This is a genomic window from Pseudomonas sp. GW821-FHT02A11, from assembly GCF_059421985.1.
Genome location: NZ_JBWKWB010000012.1, coordinates 78,869 through 96,734, shown reverse-complemented (window position 1 = coordinate 96,734; position 17,866 = coordinate 78,869). Strand labels below are relative to the sequence as shown.

At 60.9% G+C, this 17,866-nt stretch carries 18 protein-coding genes; 6 read left to right on the top strand and 12 right to left on the bottom strand.

Annotated features, from left to right (window positions below):
• The first annotated feature begins 38 nt into the window (after positions 1-38).
• Entirely contained in the window at positions 39-593 is a 555-nt protein-coding gene (locus AC07V9_RS18060) for a DNA-3-methyladenine glycosylase I (RefSeq protein WP_495017025.1), read from the top strand.
• Positions 594-778: 185 nt separating this feature from the next.
• Positions 779-1,666 (top strand): lysophospholipid acyltransferase, encoded by an 888-nt coding sequence (locus AC07V9_RS18055; protein WP_495017024.1) that lies wholly within the window; start codon positions 779-781, stop codon positions 1,664-1,666.
• Positions 1,667-1,822: 156 nt separating this feature from the next.
• On the opposite strand, the gene AC07V9_RS18050 is transcribed toward AC07V9_RS18055, so the two are convergent.
• From AC07V9_RS18050 to def, 5 genes are all read right to left on the bottom strand, one after another.
• On the bottom strand, positions 1,823-2,116 hold the full coding sequence (locus tag AC07V9_RS18050; RefSeq protein WP_495017086.1) for a tetratricopeptide repeat protein: 294 nt from the start codon (positions 2,114-2,116) through the stop codon (positions 1,823-1,825).
• Between the two features lie 33 nt (positions 2,117-2,149).
• Positions 2,150-3,523 carry a Trk system potassium transporter TrkA gene (trkA, locus tag AC07V9_RS18045; protein ID WP_495017023.1) on the bottom strand — a complete coding sequence of 458 codons (1,374 nt, stop codon included), beginning with the start codon at positions 3,521-3,523 and terminating at the stop codon, positions 2,150-2,152.
• Between the two features lie 139 nt (positions 3,524-3,662).
• Complete coding sequence (rsmB, locus tag AC07V9_RS18040) at positions 3,663-4,985, bottom strand: 16S rRNA (cytosine(967)-C(5))-methyltransferase RsmB (RefSeq protein WP_495017022.1); 1,323 nt, start codon at positions 4,983-4,985, stop codon at positions 3,663-3,665.
• On the bottom strand, positions 4,982-5,941 hold the full coding sequence (gene fmt, locus AC07V9_RS18035) for a methionyl-tRNA formyltransferase (RefSeq protein ID WP_495017021.1): 960 nt from the start codon (positions 5,939-5,941) through the stop codon (positions 4,982-4,984). The genes rsmB and fmt overlap by 4 nt, the downstream gene beginning before the upstream one ends.
• 123 nt (positions 5,942-6,064) lie before the next feature.
• The gene (def, locus tag AC07V9_RS18030) at positions 6,065-6,571 is read right to left on the bottom strand and encodes a peptide deformylase (RefSeq protein WP_495017020.1); all 507 of its coding nucleotides are present in this window, start codon (positions 6,569-6,571) and stop codon (positions 6,065-6,067) included.
• A 147-nt stretch (positions 6,572-6,718) separates the two neighbouring features.
• On the opposite strand from def, the gene AC07V9_RS18025 reads away from it, so the two are divergent.
• The 3 genes from AC07V9_RS18025 to tsaC all read left to right on the top strand — a co-directional run bounded on the left by AC07V9_RS18025 (position 6,719) and on the right by tsaC (position 9,578).
• Positions 6,719-7,744 carry a LysM peptidoglycan-binding domain-containing protein gene (locus AC07V9_RS18025; RefSeq protein ID WP_495017019.1) on the top strand — a complete coding sequence of 342 codons (1,026 nt, stop codon included), beginning with the start codon at positions 6,719-6,721 and terminating at the stop codon, positions 7,742-7,744.
• Between the two features lie 124 nt (positions 7,745-7,868).
• Positions 7,869-8,981 carry a DNA-processing protein DprA gene (gene dprA / locus AC07V9_RS18020; RefSeq protein WP_495017018.1) on the top strand — a complete coding sequence of 371 codons (1,113 nt, stop codon included), beginning with the start codon at positions 7,869-7,871 and terminating at the stop codon, positions 8,979-8,981.
• A gap of 39 nt (positions 8,982-9,020) precedes the next feature.
• Positions 9,021-9,578: an L-threonylcarbamoyladenylate synthase type 1 TsaC gene (gene tsaC / locus AC07V9_RS18015; protein WP_495017017.1), complete on the top strand. Its 558-nt coding sequence runs from the start codon at positions 9,021-9,023 to the stop codon at positions 9,576-9,578.
• Between the two features lie 44 nt (positions 9,579-9,622).
• On the opposite strand, the gene AC07V9_RS18010 is transcribed toward tsaC, so the two are convergent.
• From AC07V9_RS18010 to AC07V9_RS18000, 3 genes are all read right to left on the bottom strand, one after another.
• On the bottom strand, positions 9,623-10,396 hold the full coding sequence (locus AC07V9_RS18010) for a MetQ/NlpA family ABC transporter substrate-binding protein (RefSeq protein WP_495017016.1): 774 nt from the start codon (positions 10,394-10,396) through the stop codon (positions 9,623-9,625).
• Positions 10,397-10,475: 79 nt separating this feature from the next.
• Positions 10,476-11,150, bottom strand: a complete 675-nt coding sequence (locus AC07V9_RS18005) for a methionine ABC transporter permease (protein WP_495017015.1) — start codon at positions 11,148-11,150, stop codon at positions 10,476-10,478.
• Positions 11,150-12,157, bottom strand: coding sequence for a methionine ABC transporter ATP-binding protein (locus AC07V9_RS18000; protein ID WP_495017014.1), 1,008 nt, complete (start codon positions 12,155-12,157; stop codon positions 11,150-11,152). Before AC07V9_RS18000 ends, AC07V9_RS18005 begins: the two co-directional genes overlap by 1 nt.
• A 379-nt stretch (positions 12,158-12,536) precedes the next feature.
• Between AC07V9_RS18000 and katE the strand changes: the two genes are divergently transcribed.
• A complete protein-coding gene (gene katE / locus AC07V9_RS17995) occupies positions 12,537-14,696 on the top strand; it encodes a catalase HPII (RefSeq protein ID WP_495017013.1) in 2,160 nt (719 codons plus the stop codon).
• A 195-nt stretch (positions 14,697-14,891) separates the two neighbouring features.
• Here katE and AC07V9_RS17990 read toward each other — a convergent pair whose 3' ends face one another.
• The 4 genes from AC07V9_RS17990 to zur all read right to left on the bottom strand — a co-directional run bounded on the left by AC07V9_RS17990 (position 14,892) and on the right by zur (position 17,826).
• Positions 14,892-15,605, bottom strand: a complete 714-nt coding sequence (locus AC07V9_RS17990; protein WP_495017012.1) for a PA5502 family lipoprotein — start codon at positions 15,603-15,605, stop codon at positions 14,892-14,894.
• Positions 15,606-15,762: 157 nt separating this feature from the next.
• The gene (gene znuB / locus AC07V9_RS17985) at positions 15,763-16,545 is read right to left on the bottom strand and encodes a zinc ABC transporter permease subunit ZnuB (protein ID WP_495017011.1); all 783 of its coding nucleotides are present in this window, start codon (positions 16,543-16,545) and stop codon (positions 15,763-15,765) included.
• Complete coding sequence (znuC, locus tag AC07V9_RS17980; RefSeq protein ID WP_495017010.1) at positions 16,538-17,344, bottom strand: zinc ABC transporter ATP-binding protein ZnuC; 807 nt, start codon at positions 17,342-17,344, stop codon at positions 16,538-16,540. The genes znuB and znuC overlap by 8 nt, the downstream gene beginning before the upstream one ends.
• Positions 17,344-17,826, bottom strand: a complete 483-nt coding sequence (gene zur / locus AC07V9_RS17975) for a zinc uptake transcriptional repressor Zur (RefSeq protein WP_495017009.1) — start codon at positions 17,824-17,826, stop codon at positions 17,344-17,346. Before zur ends, znuC begins: the two co-directional genes overlap by 1 nt.
• Positions 17,827-17,866: the final 40 nt, after the last annotated feature.

The following is a 17,866-nucleotide window of genomic DNA, read 5'->3' as shown; positions in this document are numbered from 1 at the left end:
ATACCCGATTCGGCAGCGCCTCCACCCTTGGGAGCCCTATGCCACGCTGCTTTTGGTGCAACGAAGATCCACTTTATATGGACTACCACGATCAAGAGTGGGGTGTGCCGCTGCGCGACGCGCAGATGCTGTTCGAGTTTCTATTGCTCGAAGGGTTCCAGGCCGGCCTCTCGTGGATCACCATTTTGAAGAAACGCGCTCGCTACCGCGAAGTGCTGTTCAACTTCGACGTCAAACGGGTCGCCGCCATGACCGACACCGAGATCGAAGCGCTCATGCTTGAACCCGGCATCGTGCGCAATCGCCTGAAGCTCAATGGCGCGCGCAAGAACGCCCAGGCCTGGCTGCGGCTGGAAGACCCGGTGGCGTTTGTCTGGTCCTTTGTCGGCGGCAAGCCCAAGGTCAACCATTTCAAGGACCGCAGCGAAGTCCCGGCGATCACCCCTGAAGCCGAAGCCATGAGCAAGGCATTGAAGAAAGCAGGATTCACCTTTGTCGGGCCGACCATCTGTTATGCGTACATGCAGGCGACCGGGATGGTCATGGACCACACGACCGATTGTGATCGGTATGCGCAGTTGGTCAACACGTAATAGCTGAACACCTGTGGGAGCGAATTCATTCGCGATTGGCCGGTACAGTCAATCCATTTCTGTCGTTTGTACCGACGTCTCGCGAATGAATTCGCTCCCACAGGATTTCCGCCCAGACAGTGAGTTGGGCGAACGTTTTGTGCTGAATGGTTACAATGCCCGCCTCATCGATTCAGGAGTGATCTGTGGATAAGTTCAAAGGCGCCATGATGGTCGGGGCGTTACGGCTGTTTGCCCTCTTGCCGTGGCGCGCCGTGCAGTGGGTCGGCATCGGCATTGGCTGGCTGATGTGGAAGCTGCCCAACCGTTCGCGTGAGGTCGCGCGTATCAATCTTTCCAAGTGTTTTCCCGAGCTGAACCCGAGCGAACTTGAAGCGCTGGTGGGCCGCAGCCTGATGGACATCGGCAAGACCCTGACAGAAAGCGCCTGTGCGTGGATCTGGCCTGCGCAAAAATCCATCAATCTGGTGCGCGAAGTTGAAGGCCTGCATGTCCTGAAAGAGGCGCTGGCCTCTGGCAAAGGCGTGGTCGGTATTACCAGCCACCTAGGCAACTGGGAGGTGCTGAACCACTTCTATTGCAGCCAGTGCAAACCGATCATTTTCTATCGCCCACCCAAGCTCAAGGCAGTGGACGAACTGCTGCGAAAGCAGCGCGTGCAACTAGGCAACCGTGTGGCTGCGTCGACCAAGGAAGGCATCCTCAGCGTCATCAAAGAGGTGCGCAAAGGCGGCTCGGTGGGGATTCCCGCAGACCCGGAGCCAGCAGAGTCGGCAGGCATTTTCGTACCGTTCTGTGGGACGGTGGCATTGACCAGCAAATTCGTGCCAAACATGCTGGCCGGTGGCAAGGCAGTGGGGGTGTTCCTCCACGCGATGCGTCTGGAAGATGGTTCGGGCTACAAGGTGGTCCTGGAAGCTGCGCCGGATGACATGTACAGCACCGACACCGAGACCTCGGCGGCGGCGATGAGCAAGGTGGTGGAGAAGTATGTGCGGGCGTACCCCAGCCAGTACATGTGGACCATGAAGCGCTTCAAGAAACGGCCTGAGGGCGAGAAGCGCTGGTATTGATCTTTAGGACATGTGCTGAACCTGTGGGAGCCAATTCATTCGCGATGCGATGTGACAGGCAACGAATATGCATCGCCTGCATTGGCGTCTCGCGAATGAATTCGCTCCCACAATGATCCGGGGCGCTCTCGGATTCGCCGAACGCTTTCGGTCGTGTTACTCGGCCTTGCGATCCAGCTTTTTGAGAAACACCATCATTTCCTTCTCGGCCTGTTTGTCGCCATGGCCGACAGCTGCTTGAATCCCCTGCTCCCACGCCTGACGCGCCTTGGCGTTATCCCCGGCAGCCAGGCATGCCTTTCCGAGCAGCTTCCACGCCGCCGAGTACTTGGGGTCGAATTCCACACAGCGCTGCAGGTGCCCAGCGGCCTTGGCGTAATCCCCCGCATCGAGATGCCCCTTGCCCAGACCGAAGCGCAGCAGGGCGTTGTCCATGCCTTTGGCAAGCATCTTTTCCAGTGATTCGAGCACGCTGACCCTCCTTCAGAAAAAGCTCAGGCCCACCTGAAACAGCCGCTCCACGTCGCGGATATGCTTTTTATCCACAAGGAACATGATCACGTGGTCGCCGGATTCGATGACTGTGCTGTCGTGGGCGATGAGTACCTGTTCGTCGCGAGTGATCGCGCCGATGGTGGTGCCCGGTGGCAGGTTGATGTGCATGATCGCCTTGCCGACAACCTTGCTCGACTTCACATCGCCGTGGGCCACGATCTCGATGGCTTCGGCAGCACCGCGCCGCAGTGAGTGCACGCTGACGATATCGCCCCGACGCACGTGGGCCAGCAGCGTGCCGATGGTCGCCAGCTGCGGGCTGACCGCGATGTCGATCTCGCCACCCTGCACCAGGTCCACATAGGCCGGGTTGTTGATGATGGTCATGACCTTTTTCGCCCCCAGCCGTTTGGCCAGCAGCGAGGACATGATGTTGGCTTCGTCGTCGTTGGTCAGGGCCAGGAACAGGTCGGCGTTGTCGATATTCTCTTCCACGAGCAAATCGCGGTCCGACGAGCTGCCTTGCAGGATCACCGTGTTATCAAGGGTGTCCGACAGGTAACGACAGCGCGCCGGGTTCATCTCGATGATCTTCACCTGGTAGCGGTTTTCGATGGCCTCGGCCAGCCGTTCACCAATCTGCCCGCCCCCGGCGATGACGATGCGTTTGTAGCTGACGTCCAGCTTGCGCATTTCGCCCATCACCGCGCGAATGTCCGCCTTGGCGGCGATGAAGAAGACTTCGTCGTCCGCTTCGATAACCGTATCGCCTTGCGGAATGATCGGACGATCACGACGGAAAATGGCCGCCACCCGCGTATCCACATTCGGCATATGTGCGCGCAATTGCCGCAACTGCTGCCCCACCAGTGGGCCGCCGTAATAAGCCTTCACGGCAACCAGTTGCACCTTGCCTTCAGCGAAGTCGATGACCTGCAGGGCGCTGGGGTATTCGATGAGGCGCTTGATGTAGTTGGTGACAACCTGCTCGGGGCTGATCAGCACATCGACCGGAATGGCGTCGTTGTCGAACAGGCCTGCGCGGGTCAGGTACGCCGATTCGCGCACGCGGGCGATCTTGGTCGGGGTGTGAAACAGGGTGTAGGCGACCTGGCAGGCGACCATGTTGGTTTCGTCGCTGCTGGTCACCGCGACCAGCATGTCCGCATCGTCGGCGCCAGCCTGACGCAGCACGGTCGGGAACGAGCCGCGACCTTGGATCGTGCGGATATCCAGACGATCGCCCAGTGCACGCAGGCGATCGGCGTCGGTGTCGACCACGGTGATGTCGTTGGCTTCACTGGCCAGATGCTCCGCCAGCGTGCCACCGACTTGGCCGGCACCGAGAATGATGATTTTCAATCAGTCTCTCCCTGAAATGATGATTCCCGCGACGTCGATCTCTGTAGGAGCGCGCTTGCCCGCGAAAGGGTCGTGTCAGTCGACGAATGCGCCACAGACATACCGCAATCGCGGGCAAGCGCGCTCCTACAGAAATGAATTATGACGTGGCCGCGATTTTGATCAGTTTGGCGTAATAGAACCCGTCATGCCCGCCTTCCTGCGCCAGCAGCTGCCGGCCGTGTGGCTGTTTCAGGCCCGGCGGCGGGTTGCCTCGCTGCCCGGCGATGTCCAGCTCGCGAGCGCCCGGCGTGCGGGCCAGGAAGGCCTCGATCACTTTGGTGTTCTCGGTTGGCAGCGTCGAGCAGGTGGCGTACAGCAGCATGCCGCCCACTTGCAGCGTCGGCCACAGCGCGTCGAGCAGCTCGCCCTGCAGGGTCGCGAGGGCCGGAATGTCGTCGGCCTGACGGGTCAGCTTGATATCCGGGTGACGACGAATCACGCCTGTCGCCGAGCATGGCGCGTCGAGCAGGATGCGCTGGAACGGCTTGCCGTCCCACCATTGATGGGTGGCGCGGGCATCGGCGGCGATGAGTTCTGCGCTCAGGCCCAGGCGGTCGAGGTTCTCTTTGACGCGGACCATGCGCTTGGCTTCCAGGTCCACGGCCACCACGCCGGACAAACCTGGTTGCACTTCCAGCAGGTGGCAGGTCTTGCCTCCCGGCGCGCAGCAGGCGTCGAGCACGCGTTGGCCCGGCGCCAGCTCCAGCAGGTCTGCAGCCAACTGCGCGGCTTCGTCCTGAACGCTGATCCAGCCTTCGGCAAAGCCCGGCAGCGAGCGAACGTCGCCCGGCTCGGTCAGCACGATGCCGTCCTGGCTGAAGGTGCTGGCCGTCGCCGCGATGCCTGCGTCCTGCAGCAGCTGCAGGTAGTGATCGCGGGTTTGGTGACGGCGATTGACCCGCAGAATCATCGGCGGATGCGCGTTGTTCGCGGCGCAGATGGCTTCCCAATGTTCAGGCCACGCGGCCTTCAGGGCTTTTTGCAGCCAGCGCGGGTGCGCAGTGCGTACCACCGGGTCGTGTTCGAGCTCGGTCAACAACGCCTCGCCTTCACGCTGGGCGCGACGCAGCACGGCGTTGAGCAAGGCCTTGGCCCAGGGCTTTTTCAGTTTGTCGGCGCAACCGACCGTTTCGCCGATGGCAGCGTGGGCCGGGATGCGCGAATAGAACAGCTGATACAGACCGACCAGCAGCAGTGCGTGGACATCGTTATCAGCGGTTTTGAACGGTTTTTGCAGCAGCTTGGCGGCCAGCGCCGACAGCCGAGGCTCCCAGCGCGCAGTGCCGAATGCGAGATCCTGAGTCAGGCCTCGATCACGATCATCGACCTTGTCCAGTTGAGCGGGCAGCGAGCTGTTCAGCGAAGCCTTGCCGCTGAGCACGGCAGCCAAAGCCTTGGCGGCGGCCAGACGCGGGTTCATTGCGCGTCAACCGAGAGGCCCAGCACGGTCCCCGTCGCGAATTTCTCACGGCGGCTGTTGAGCAGGTCGGCAAAGCCCAGCGGCTTGCCGCCCGGCAGTTGCAGGCGTGTCAGGCGCAGTGCGCCTTGTCCACAGGCGACGATCAAGCCGTCCTTGCTGGCGCCGAGAATCGTACCCGGTTCGCCCTGCCCTTCGGTGACCTGCGCGGCCAGCACTTTCAAGGCTTCGCCATTGAGGGTGCTGTGGCAGATCGGCCACGGGTTGAAGGCGCGCACCAGACGCTCAAGCTCGTCGGCCGGACGCGACCAATCGATGCGCGCTTCGTCTTTATTGAGCTTGTGCGCGTAAGTGGCGAGGCCGTCGTCCTGCACTTCGCCCACCAGCGTGCCTTCGGCCAGGCCGGCAATGGCCTGCACCACCGCAGGCGGGCCCAGTTCGGCCAGGCGATCGTGGAGCGTGCCGCCGGTGTCGTCGCCGGTGATGGGCGTGACCACCTTGAGCAGCATCGGGCCGGTGTCCAGGCCTGCTTCCATGCGCATCACGGTGACGCCGCTTTCGGCATCGCCTGCCTGCACGGCGCGTTGAATCGGCGCCGCACCGCGCCAGCGTGGCAGCAAGGATGCGTGGCTGTTGATGCAACCCAGACGCGGGATGTCGAGCACCACCTGCGGCAAGATCAGACCGTAAGCGACCACCACCATCAGATCGGGCTTGAGCGCTGCCAGTTCGGCCTGTGCCTCGGGGGCGCGCAGGGTCGGCGGTTGCAGCACGGGAATATTGTATTGCAGAGCGAGTTGCTTGACCGGGCTGGGCATCAGCTTTTGGCCACGGCCCGCCGGGCGATCCGGCTGGGTGTAAACCGCGATCACTTCGTAAGGGCTGTCGAGCAGGGCTTTGAGGTGTTCGGCGGCGAATTGCGGGGTGCCGGCGAAGACGATGCGCAGTGGCTCAGTCATGGGCTTCTCGTTGGTGAGGATGGCTGTAGGAGCGCGCTTGCCCGCGAAGAAGTTTGACTGATAGTGCGAATGTGACTGGCACGACGCATCGCGGGCAAGCGCGCTCCTACGAGTAGGGAAGGGTCAAGCGTTCTGCTTGTGCAGTTTTTCCAGCTTTTTCTTGATCCGGTCACGCTTGAGCGTAGACAGGTAGTCGACGAACAGCTTGCCGTTGAGGTGATCGCATTCGTGTTGGATGCACACCGCGAGCAGGCCTTCAGCGATCAATTCGTAGGGCTGGCCGTCGCGATCCAGCGCCTTGACCTTGACCTTCTGTGGGCGGTCGACATTCTCGTAAAAACCGGGAACGGACAGGCAGCCTTCCTGGTATTGATCCATCTCCTCGCTCAGCGGCTCAAGCTCAGGGTTGATGAAAACCCGGGGCTCGCTGCGATCTTCCGAGAGATCCATAACAACGACGCGCTTGTGTACGTTAACCTGCGTCGCGGCCAGACCGATGCCAGGCGCTTCGTACATGGTTTCAAACATGTCGTCGACCAACTGGCGAATGCCGTCGTCCACAGCAGCCACCGGCTTGGCGATGGTGCGCAGGCGCGAATCGGGAAATTCCAGAATGTTTAAAATGGCCATATACGTAAGAGCTGCACTTGTAGGGTAAAGTCAAAATCGGCTGCTAGGCTTGGGGCGTTACAAGACAAGCGGGCAGCCCTTGAAAAACAGAAGTCTCGCAAGACTCAATGTTTCACGCGAAGCCAACATGATAAAGGGATTCACCGCATGAGGAAATCACTACTCGCCCTGCTGCTGTTGGCCGCGACAGGCCTTGTTCAGGCGCAAGTACAACTTAAGGACGGTCATCCAGAGCGCTACACCGTTGTCGCCGGTGACACACTTTGGGACATTTCCGGGAAGTTTCTTAGCCAGCCATGGAAGTGGCCGCAGCTCTGGCGCGCCAATCCGCAGGTGCATGACCCGGACCTGATCTACCCCGGCGACACCCTTACGCTGATCTACGTGGACGGCCAACCCCGAATCGTTGCCAGTCGCGGCGAGTCGCGCGGCACCATCAAATTGTCACCGCGTGTGCGCAGCACGCCGATCGCCGAGGCGATTCCGACCATTCCTCTGGGCGCGATCAACGCCTTTCTGCTGAACAACCGCATCATGGACAGCGCCAATCAGTTCGACGACGCCCCTTATGTGGTCGCCGGCAATGGCGAGCGCGTGCTCAGCGGCGCGGGCGACCGGATCTACGCCCGTGGCCATTTCAGCCCGGATCACGTGTCCTACGGCATCTTCCGCAAGGGCAAAACCTACTTCGACCCTGAAACCAACATCGCCTTGGGCATCAACGCCGACGACATCGGCAGCGGCGAAGTGGTCGCCACCGAAGGCGACATCGCGACCGTACAGATGCAGCGCTCCACTCAGGAGGTGCGCTTGGGCGACCGCCTGTTCGTCAGCGAGGAGCGCGCGATCAACTCCACCTTTATTCCCAGCGAGCCGCAGCAGGAAATCAACGGCGTGATCATCGACGTGCCCCGTGGCGTGACGCAGATCGGCGAGTTCGACGTGGTGACCCTTGACCGCGGCAAGCTCGATGGCCTGTCCGAGGGCAACGTGCTGGCGATCTACAAGACGGGCGAAAAAGTGCGTGACCGAATCACCGGCGAGCAGGTGAAGATTCCGGACGAACGCGCTGGGCTGTTGATGGTTTTCCGCACCTACAATCGCCTGAGTTACGCCATGGTCCTGCACGCGACCAGATCTTTGGCGGTGAACGACAAGGTACGCAATCCGTAATGCTATGTATCAGCTTCAACACACATTTTTCCACCGGCATGCTTCACTTATCTAAACGTTGTTAACAGAGTTATCCACAGGTTGACCCACCCCTTGGGGTGGGCGCCGGATCAAGGAAGATCTGATGCCGTTGTTCGAAAAAACCGGGCAGTCGCCTGCCGAGATCGAGGCGCGTATTCGTCTTCACAGGCTGCCCGAAATCGGTCCCAAACGTTTTCAAACCCTTATCGATGCCTTCGGCAGTGCGTCCGCTGCCCTCAGCGCACCCGCCTCTGCATGGCGATCATTAGGTCTTCCTGCGGCCAGTGCCGGCGCCCGCCGTGACCCCGACGTACGCGATGGCGCCAGCGCTGCATTAGCCTGGATAGAGCATCCGGGCCAGCATTTGCTGATGTGGGACGATCCCGACTACCCCGCGTTGCTCGCCGAAATTCCCGATCCACCACCCCTGCTTTTTATCGCCGGCAATCGCGCTTTGCTCGATCGTCCACAGCTGGGAATGGTCGGCAGTCGGCGTGCTTCCAGGCCGGGGCTCGACACGGCTAAGGCGTTTGCCCGCAGCCTGGCCGGCGCTGGATTTGTCGTCACCAGCGGCCTTGCCTTGGGTATCGACGGCGCCGCGCATCAGGGTGCTCTGGATGTGAAAGGCGCCACGATTGGGGTGCTGGGAACGGGGATCGAAAAACTTTATCCACAGCGGCATCGCCAGCTTGCAGCGAACATCGTGGCTCAGGGAGGCGCAGTGGTTTCAGAACTGCCATTGGACGCCCCACCTCACGCCAGTAATTTCCCCCGGCGTAACCGTATCATTAGCGGGCTGTCGCTGGGCGTGTTAGTCGTTGAGGCCAGTGTGGCCAGTGGTTCGTTGATCACCGCCAGGTTGGCGGCGGAGCAAGGTCGTGAGGTCTATGCGATTCCTGGATCGATTCACCACCCGGGCGCGCGAGGGTGTCATCAGTTGATTCGCGACGGCGCGATTCTGGTCGAAACGGTCGACCACATCCTTGAAGGATTGCAGGGCTGGAAAAACCTGCCGCCCAGCAACGACCTTCCGCAAAACACCGCAACCCCCGCTCACCCGCTGCTCGCTTTACTGCATGCTGCGCCGCAGACCAACGAGGACCTTGCCACCAACACCGGTTGGCCCCTGCCCAAGGTTCTGGCGGCGCTCACCGAGCTTGAACTTGACGGCTGCGTGGCCTGTGAGGCGGGACGATGGTTTGCCCGGGCGCCCTGAGGTTAAACTGCCCGCCAGCGTTAAATCGGAGAGCGAGCGATGGTCAGCAGTTGGCGTGTGCAACAAGCCGCACAAGATGTCCGGGCCGGGGCGGTGATTGCCTATCCAACCGAAGCGGTCTGGGGACTGGGGTGCGACCCCTGGAATGCCGAAGCGGTCTACCGCTTGCTGGCGATCAAGCAACGGCCTGTGGAAAAAGGGCTGATCCTGATTGCCGACAACATCCGTCAGTTCGACTTTCTGTTCGAGGATTTCCCCGAGCTGTGGATCGATCGCATGGCCAGCACCTGGCCCGGCCCCAACACCTGGCTCGTGCCTCATCAGGGGCTGCTGCCGGACTGGATCACCGGCGGACGCGAAACCGTGGCCCTGCGGGTCAGCGATCACCCGCAAGTGCGCGAACTGTGCGCCCTGACCGGCCCGCTGGTGTCCACCTCCGCTAACCCCACTGGCCGACCGGCCGCGCGTTCGCGACTGCGCATCGAGCAGTATTTTCATGGTCAGTTGGACGGAGTGTTGAATGGCGCGCTGGGCGGGCGACGCAACCCGAGCGTGATTCGCGATCTGGTGACCGCCGAGGTCGTGCGAGCGGGGTAAAACCGTGCGTCTGCCGCAGAGGATGCGGCAGACGCGCACATGTTTTAGAACGCTGGAACCACAGCCCCTTTGTACTTCTCGAGAATGAACGCCTTGGTTTCCGGGCTGTGCAGCGCGGCGACCAGTTTCTGGATGGCTGGCGAATCCTTGTTGTCTTCGCGAGTGACCAGAATGTTGGCGTATGGCGACTCCTGACCTTCGATGATCAGCGCATCCTTGGTCGGATCGAGCTTGGCGGTCAGCGCGTAGTTGGTATTGATCAGCGCCAGATCGACCTGGGTCAGCACGCGTGGCAGGGTTGCGGCTTCCAGCTCACGGAATTTCAGGGCTTTCGGGTTCTGCAGTACGTCGCTCGGTTTGGCGGTGATGCTGTTCGGATCTTTCAGCGTGATCAGACCGGCTTTGACCAACAGCAGGAAGGCTCGGCCTTCGTTGGTGGCATCGTTAGGCAGCGCGACGGTTGCACCGTCCGGCAGGTCCGCCAGGTTTTTGATCTTGTCCGAGTAGGCGCCAAACGGCTCGACGTGAACCTTGGCCACGCTCACCAGGTTCGTGCCTTTACCCTTGTTGAACTCATCCAGGTAAGGCTGGTGCTGGAAGAAGTTGGCGTCCATGCGCTTCTGATCGACCTGCACGTTCGGCTGAATGTAGTCGTTGAAGACTTTCACGTTCAGCGTCACGCCTTCTTTGGCCAGGGCCGGTTTCACGAACTCGAGGATCTCGGCGTGCGGCACGGCGGTCGCGGCGACGGTCAGGGTGTCATCGGCGTGGGCGGACAGGGCAGCCACTGCAGCGAATACAGCCAACAGCTTCTTCATTTATATCGACTCCTTGAAATACGCGCCGGGCGGCGCGCATGTGCCGGCCCATGCCTGTGAGCAGGGCCGGCGAATACGGTTAACGGTGTGAAAAGTGCGCGACCAGCTTGTCGCCCACGGTTTGCAGGATCTGCACCAGCACCAACAGCAATACGACCGTCACGAACATCACATCGTTCTGGAAGCGCTGATACCCGTAGCGGATCGCCAGGTCGCCCAGGCCGCCCGCGCCCACGGCACCGGCCATGGCAGTGAACGACACCAGGGCGATGGCCGTGACAGTGATCGCCGCCAGAATGCCCGGGCGGGCTTCCGGCAACAGAGCCTTGACGATGATCTGCCGAGTCGTGGCTCCCATCGCCTGAATGGCCTCGATAATCCCGCGATCCACTTCACGCAGCGCGGTTTCCACCAGACGGGCGAAGAACGGCGTCGCGCCTGCGATCAGCGGCGGCAGCGTGCCGAGAATCCCCAGCGAGGTCCCGGTGATGATCTCGGTCAGCGGCATCATCACGATCAGCAGAATGATGAAGGGCAGCGCGCGAAGCATGTTCACGATCAGGCCAATGGTGGCGTAGACCGGCTTGTTCTCGAGCAGCTGGCGCGGCGAAGTGAGGAACATCAATACGCCCAGGGGCAGGCCCAGCAGCACCGTGAAGGCCAGAGAGATGCCGAGCATGATCAGGGTGTCGCCGGTCGCGACCCAGATTTCGTACCAGTCGACGTTGGAAAACAGAGTGGCCAGGGTTTCCATCAGCGCAGGATCTCCATATGAACGTCAGCCGCAGTGAAACGAGCGAACGCAGCCTCCATGTCGCCGCCGGTGATGGCCAGCGTCAGTTGCCCATAGGGAGTGTCCTTGATGCGGTCGATGCGACCGGCCAGGATGCTGTAGTCCACACCGGTTTCCCGGGCGACGGTGCCTAACAGCGGCGCGTAGGTCGCATCGCCCTGGAACGTCAGACGCACGATGCGACCTTGCACGTGAGCGAAGTCCGAATTTTGATCGTTCTCGTCGACCTGCTCGTCTTCCTGCACGAAACGGCGCGTGGTCGGGTGCTGGGGATGCAGGAATACATCCGCCACAGCGCCCTGCTCAACGATCACCCCGGCATCCATGACCGCCACCTGATCACAAACGCGACGAATCACGTCCATTTCATGGGTGATCAGCACGATGGTCAGCTTCAGCTCGCGGTTGATCTCGGCCAGCAGTTGCAGGACCGAGGCCGTGGTCTGCGGGTCGAGGGCGCTAGTGGCTTCATCGCATAGCAGGATTTTCGGCTTGGTCGCCAGCGCCCGGGCAATGCCGACGCGCTGCTTCTGACCGCCTGACAGCTGCGCCGGATACTTCTTCGCGTGGTCGGACAGACCCACCCGTGCCAGCAACTCGGCCACGCGCTGATCGATCTGCGCCCTGGACAGGGTCCCGGAGAGCGTCAGCGGCATGGCGACGTTGTCGGCCACGGTCTTGGACGACAGCAGGTTAAAGTGCTGGAAGATCATCCCGACCTGTTGGCGAAAGCCGCGCAGGCCATCGGCATCCAGTGCCGTGACATCGACGTCATCGACAGTGATCTTGCCGCCGCTGGGGGCTTCCAGGCGATTGATCAGGCGCAGCATGGTGCTTTTGCCAGCACCGGAATGGCCAATCAGGCCAAACACCTGACCATTTTCGATCCGCAGGCTGGTGGGGTGCAGTGCGGGAATTTCCCTGTCGGCGACCCGATAGGTTTTATGGACGTTTTGAAACTCGATCACGTAGCGAACCTTGTGGGGGCGCGTTGGAGAATCAGCTCACTGGCGAGCTGCATGGCGATGCCATTTCGGCCGTTTATCGCCTCGGCTGGATAAACCGGGCGCGCATTTTAGCCTGTCGGGCCTGGGTTGGGCCCAGCATTCTTAGCATTTATTTGGCAGCTGACCTGCCGAACGGTCATAAAGGCCGAGATTGCGCAGCTGGTGCAACGTTAGACCAAAGGTCGAAAAAAAAACGGAACGGCCATTTTTATCCTCAGTCACTACATAAGCGCTGAAATTTCCCTTTTGCTGTGAGGGAAATTTCTGCTTACCGAGCTCATACCGGCTTTCCCATGGAAGAACGAGAAAAGAGCTGCCTGAACCGAGGAGTCTTTGTCTGATGGCTACGAAAAAACCGACACCAGTAAGTGCTACCCCTAAAAGCGATCTGGCAGGCACCGACACGCTGGACCGTGGCAACACCAACGAAAAGCTCGACAGCCTCGAGACATTTCGTTCCGACGCGACCGGTCAAGCATTGCGGACCAACCAAGGCGTCAAGGTTTCCGATAACCAGAACACCCTCAAAGTGGGCAATCGCGGCCCGTCGCTGCTCGAAGACTTCATCATGCGCGAGAAGATCACGCATTTTGACCACGAGCGCATTCCGGAGCGTATCGTTCACGCCCGCGGCACCGCAGCCCATGGTTACTTCCAGACCTACGAGAACCATTCGGCGCTGAGCAAGGCTGAATTCCTGCGGGATCCGGGGAAGAAAACTCCGGTCTTCGTGCGGTTTTCCACTGTTCAAGGCCCACGCGGTTCGGGCGATACGGTGCGTGATGTGCGCGGGTTTGCGGTGAAGTTTTACACCGGCGAGGGCAACTACGACCTGGTCGGCAACAACATGCCGGTGTTTTTCATCCAGGACGCGATCAAGTTTCCCGACTTCGTCCACGCCGTAAAACCGGAGCCGCACAACGAAATCCCTACGGGCGGTTCGGCTCATGACACCTTCTGGGACTTTGTTTCCCTGGTGCCGGAATCCGCGCACATGGTCCTGTGGACGATGTCCGACCGGGCCATTCCGAAAAGCCTGCGTACCATGCAAGGCTTCGGGATTCACACCTTTCGCATGATCAACACCGAGGGCAAATCCTCGTTCGTCAAATTCCACTGGAAGCCCAAGTACGGCACCTGCTCGCTGCTGTGGGACGAGGCGCAAAAGCTCGCCGGTAAAGACACCGATTACCACCGTCGCGATCTGTGGGAATCGATCGAGTTGGGCGACTATCCCGAGTGGGAATTGGGTGTACAGATCGTCGCCGAGGAAGATGAGCACAAGTTTGATTTCGACTTGCTCGACCCGACCAAAATCATCCCCGAAGAAATGGTGCCGGTGACGCCGCTGGGCAAGATGGTGCTCAACCGCAACCCCGATAATTATTTCGCCGAGACTGAGCAGGTCGCATTCTGCCCGGGCCACGTGGTACCGGGCATCGACTTCTCCAACGATCCGCTGCTGCAAGGCCGGCTGTTTTCCTACACCGATACGCAAATCAGCCGACTGGGCGGGCCGAACTTTCACGAGATTCCGATCAACCGGCCTGTCTCGCCCAACCATAGCGGGCAGCGTGATGCGCAACACCGCATGACCATCGACAAGGGGCGGGCCTCATACGAGCCCAATTCGATCGATGGTGGCTGGCCTAAAGAGACCCCGGCAGGCCCTGAAGATGGCGGCTTCGAGACGTACCAAGAGCGCGTCGAAGCGCACAAGGTGCGTGAACGCAGCCCTTCGTTCGCCGACCACTTCTCGCAAGCCACGCTGTTTTTCAACAGCATGAGCGAACACGAGAAGGAGCACATTATCGCGGCTTACAGCTTCGAACTCGGCAAAGTCGAGCGCGAGCATATTCGGGCGCGGCAGGTGAACGAAATCCTTGCCAACATCGACATGACGCTGGCGACCCGGGTGGCTGCGAACCTCGGTTTGCCTGCGCCCAAAGGCCCGACGGTCAAGGCGCAAAAGACCGGCAAGCCTACTGTGGATAAGTCGCCGCTGTTGAGCCAGGCTAACCTGCTGTCCGGCGATATCGCTTCACGCAAGGTGGCGATTATCGTCGCCGATGGAGTGGACGACAAAGCCGTGGCGGCCATGAAAGCGGCGCTTGAAGCCGAAGCGGCGCACGCCAAGGTGCTCGGCCCGACCTCGGCCCCGGTCAAGACAGCCGCAGGCACTACGTTGGCGGTAGATGCGTCGATTGAGGGGCTGCCTTCGATTGCCTTCGACGCTGTGTTCATCCCTGGGGGCGCTGCGTCGATCAAGGCGTTGAGTGGCAATGGCGTCGCGTTGCATTACGTACTGGAGGCCTACAAGCATCTCAAGGCCATTGCCTACGCAGGCGAAGCGAAAGAGCTGATTGACTTGCTGCGTCTGGAGGCTGATGCCGGGCTGCTGGCGGTGTCTGACAGCAAGTCGTTTGCGGCTTTCTTCGATGCCATCAAACAGCATCGGGTCTGGGCGCGGGAGCCGAAGGCCAAGGCGATTCCGGCGTGAGTTAAGGCTGCAATGAGGTGGTGTTTTTCTGTGGGAGCGATTCATTCGCGAGAAATCGTGTATTCGATAGAGAAGTGTCGGATGTGCTGCCGTCTCGCGAATGAATTCGCTCCCACAGAGATGTGAAGCGCCGATCTGGCCAACAAAAAAGGCGTTGCCTGTGAGGGCAACGCCTTTTTTTTGATCAAGAAGCGATCAGAGCTTTGCAGGCTTCAAGATGATCTGCGCAGGCTCGGTCTTCTCGATCTCGCGCTGGATCTGCAGCTCGAAATCCGGGTTGATCTTAGTTACGCGCTTGGTCAGTAGAGTGGCCAGCCAAGGGTAGTCGTCGGTGCGTGGCACCTGAACGGTTACATCGCAGTTAAACGCGGCGACGTCGGCGGCGATGTCGTTCAACTGGCGACGCAATTGCTTCGAATCGGTGATCTTCAGCGCAATGGTCGTGCTCTCGACAGTCGGATCGATGATCTTCGCAGTGCGTTTGGCTTCTGCCGCGCGCAGCTCGGCTTCAGCCTTGTCCAGCTCAGCCTTGCGGGCATTGGCGATGGCGCCATTCACGCCGCTGGTCAGCGCCGGAGCCTTTGGCATAAGCGCGCGAGCACGGCTCAGGGCAGTGGCGGCGGCATTGACGTCGCCTTTTTGCAGCACGATCTGGCTGCGGCTCAGGTACGCCTCGGCCAGTTTGCGCTGGTATTGCTCCAGGCGCGGATCGTCAGCGTTCTTGCTCTGCAAGGCGGCGAGCTGGTCTTCAGCGGTGGCCAGTTCGCTGCTGGCGATGTTCTGATCCAGCTGCTGATAGGCGTCAGGCGGCTCAACCGGAGCCGGGGCCTCCACAGGCTTGCTCTGGCAGGCAACCAACAGCACGGAAAATGCAGCAAGCAGCAGATAACGGGATGGGAACGGCTTCATTCCTGCGATTCTCTATTTGCGCAAAAAACGAGCAAGTCTACACATAAGTGCCTTGCACCGAAAATAACGGATCACGCGGGGCAGCGATGGATCAAATCATTGCACATTGCCGCCATTCCATGATTGCCGAGTATGACTCCAGTTACCAGACAAGGTTCTACCGCTTGGGCAAAAGGAAACTGAGCAGGAACAGAGCAGCTGCGCAGACCACGATCGACGGGCCTGCGGGGGTGTCCTTGAACCATGACAGGGCCAGGCCGCCACAAACCGCGAGGATACCGATGACGCTGGCGCCCAGCGCCATTTGCTCGGGTGAGCGGGCGTGACGTTGTGCCGCAGCCGCCGGGATGATCAATAAGGACGTGATCAGCAAAACCCCGACGATTTTCATCGCTACGGCAATGACCACGGCAATCAGCAGCATCAGTGTCATGCGCAGCGTCGCCACCGGCAGGCCTTCAACCGTGGCCAGTTCTTCGTGCACGGTGATGGCCAGCAGCGGACGCCAAAGCGCGCAGATCAACACCAGCACCGCCGCGCTGCCGCCGAGAATCCAGGCCAGATCAGTCGGGCTGATCGCCAACAGGTCGCCGAACAAGTAACCCATCAAGTCGATGCGCACCTCGCGCATGAAGCTCAGTACCACAAGTCCAAGGGACAACGTGCTTGGGGCGAGAATCCCCAACAGCGTGTCCGAGGCCAGAGGCTGCCGTTGTTGCAGGGTGACCAAGAGAATCGCCAGCAACAGGCAGCCGACGGTTACGGCGATGGCGGGGCTGATGTCCAGCAAAAAGCCCAAAGCCACGCCGAGCAAGGCGGCGTGGGACAGGGTGTCGCCAAAATAGGCCATGCGCCGCCAGACCACGAACGAACCCAGTGGACCGGCCACAACGGCCAGCGCGAGGCCTGCGAGCAAGGCATAGAGTAGAAAATCAGCCATGCTTGCAGCTGTCCCCGTGGTCATGATTGTGAGGGTGCGAATGGGCGTGGTCGTGTGTTGGCGCGGGTTGGCAGACCTCGCCGTGCAAGTCGTGCGCGTGGTCGTGATGGTGGTGATAGATCGCCAGGCTCGGCGCGTTCTGGCCGAACAGCTCGACGAACGCCGGGTCGTTGCTGACCTGCTCTGGGTGGCCGGAGCAGCACACGTGACGATTCAGGCAGACCACCTGGTCGGTGGTGCTCATCACCAGGTGCAGGTCGTGGGAGACCATCAACACGCCGCATTTGTGGCGATTGCGCAGCTGTGTGATCAGCGCATAAAGCTCGGCCTGTCCGGCTACATCGACGCCCTGCACCGGTTCGTCGAGGACCAGCAATTCAGGCTCGCGCAGCAGCGCGCGGGCCAGCAGCACCCGCTGCATTTCGCCGCCGGAAATACCCTGCAATGGGCTGTCGATGACTTTCTCGGCGCCCACTTCAACCAGAGCGGCTAGCGCAGTGTCGCGGTCAACACCCGGCACCAGGCGCAAGAAGCGCAGCACGGACAGCGGCAGGGTGGCGTCGACCTGAAGTTTTTGCGGCATGTAACCGACGCGCAGCTTCGGCTTGCGCCAGACATCGCCCGAATCGGGTTTGAGCAGGCCGAGAACAGCGCGCACCAATGTGGTCTTGCCCGCGCCGTTGGGGCCGATCAGGGTGACGATCTCGCCAGAGTTGACACTCAGTTGGATGTTATCCAGCACGCTCTGGCCCGAACGCGTGACGCTAACGCCCTGCAGGCGGATCAGTGCGTCGCTCATCAGGCGGCCTTGCAGCCAGCACACACCCCGACGACTTCGACGGTCTGGGTTTCCACGGCAAAGCCCACCTCATTGGCCGCATTGACGATGGCTGCGCTGATGGCGCCATGTTGCAGCTCGATGGCCGCATGGCACTCGCGGCAGATCAGGAATTGGCCCTGGTGCGCGTGGGTCGGGTGGTTGCAGCCGGCGAAGGCGTTGAGCGAGGCAATGCGGTGCACAAGGCCATGCTCCAGCAGGAAATCCAGCGCGCGGTAAACGGTGGGCGGCGCGGCGCGGCGGCCGTCTTCTTCGCTCAGGACCGCCAGGATGTCGTACGCGCCCAGCGGCTTGTGGCTTTGCCAGACCAGCTCCAACACGCGACGACGCAGAGCGGTCAGGCGCAGGCCTTTACCAGCGCACAGCGCATCGGCTTCAGCGAGTGCGCTGTGCACGCAATGGGAGTGATCGTGGGGGCGGCTGGCCAGTGGAGTTTTAGACATGAGCGGCGACGGCTTTTGAGAGAGACGTTATTATGTTACC

Coding starts and splice junctions, on each gene's coding strand:
- fmt (WP_495017021.1), bottom strand. CDS start 5,941: ATGACTGAGCCACTGCGCATCGTCTTCGCCGGCACCCCGCAATTCGCC.
- AC07V9_RS18050 (WP_495017086.1), bottom strand. CDS start 2,116: ATGCTTGCCAAAGGCATGGACAACGCCCTGCTGCGCTTCGGTCTGGGC.
- rsmB (WP_495017022.1), bottom strand. CDS start 4,985: ATGAACCCGCGTCTGGCCGCCGCCAAGGCTTTGGCTGCCGTGCTCAGC.
- dprA (WP_495017018.1), top strand. CDS start 7,869: ATGCCGTTGTTCGAAAAAACCGGGCAGTCGCCTGCCGAGATCGAGGCG.
- def (WP_495017020.1), bottom strand. CDS start 6,571: ATGGCCATTTTAAACATTCTGGAATTTCCCGATTCGCGCCTGCGCACC.
- tsaC (WP_495017017.1), top strand. CDS start 9,021: ATGGTCAGCAGTTGGCGTGTGCAACAAGCCGCACAAGATGTCCGGGCC.
- znuB (WP_495017011.1), bottom strand. CDS start 16,545: ATGGCTGATTTTCTACTCTATGCCTTGCTCGCAGGCCTCGCGCTGGCC.
- AC07V9_RS18010 (WP_495017016.1), bottom strand. CDS start 10,396: ATGAAGAAGCTGTTGGCTGTATTCGCTGCAGTGGCTGCCCTGTCCGCC.
- AC07V9_RS17990 (WP_495017012.1), bottom strand. CDS start 15,605: ATGAAGCCGTTCCCATCCCGTTATCTGCTGCTTGCTGCATTTTCCGTG.
- AC07V9_RS18060 (WP_495017025.1), top strand. CDS start 39: ATGCCACGCTGCTTTTGGTGCAACGAAGATCCACTTTATATGGACTAC.
- AC07V9_RS18005 (WP_495017015.1), bottom strand. CDS start 11,150: ATGGAAACCCTGGCCACTCTGTTTTCCAACGTCGACTGGTACGAAATC.
- zur (WP_495017009.1), bottom strand. CDS start 17,826: ATGTCTAAAACTCCACTGGCCAGCCGCCCCCACGATCACTCCCATTGC.
- katE (WP_495017013.1), top strand. CDS start 12,537: ATGGCTACGAAAAAACCGACACCAGTAAGTGCTACCCCTAAAAGCGAT.
- znuC (WP_495017010.1), bottom strand. CDS start 17,344: ATGAGCGACGCACTGATCCGCCTGCAGGGCGTTAGCGTCACGCGTTCG.
- AC07V9_RS18025 (WP_495017019.1), top strand. CDS start 6,719: ATGAGGAAATCACTACTCGCCCTGCTGCTGTTGGCCGCGACAGGCCTT.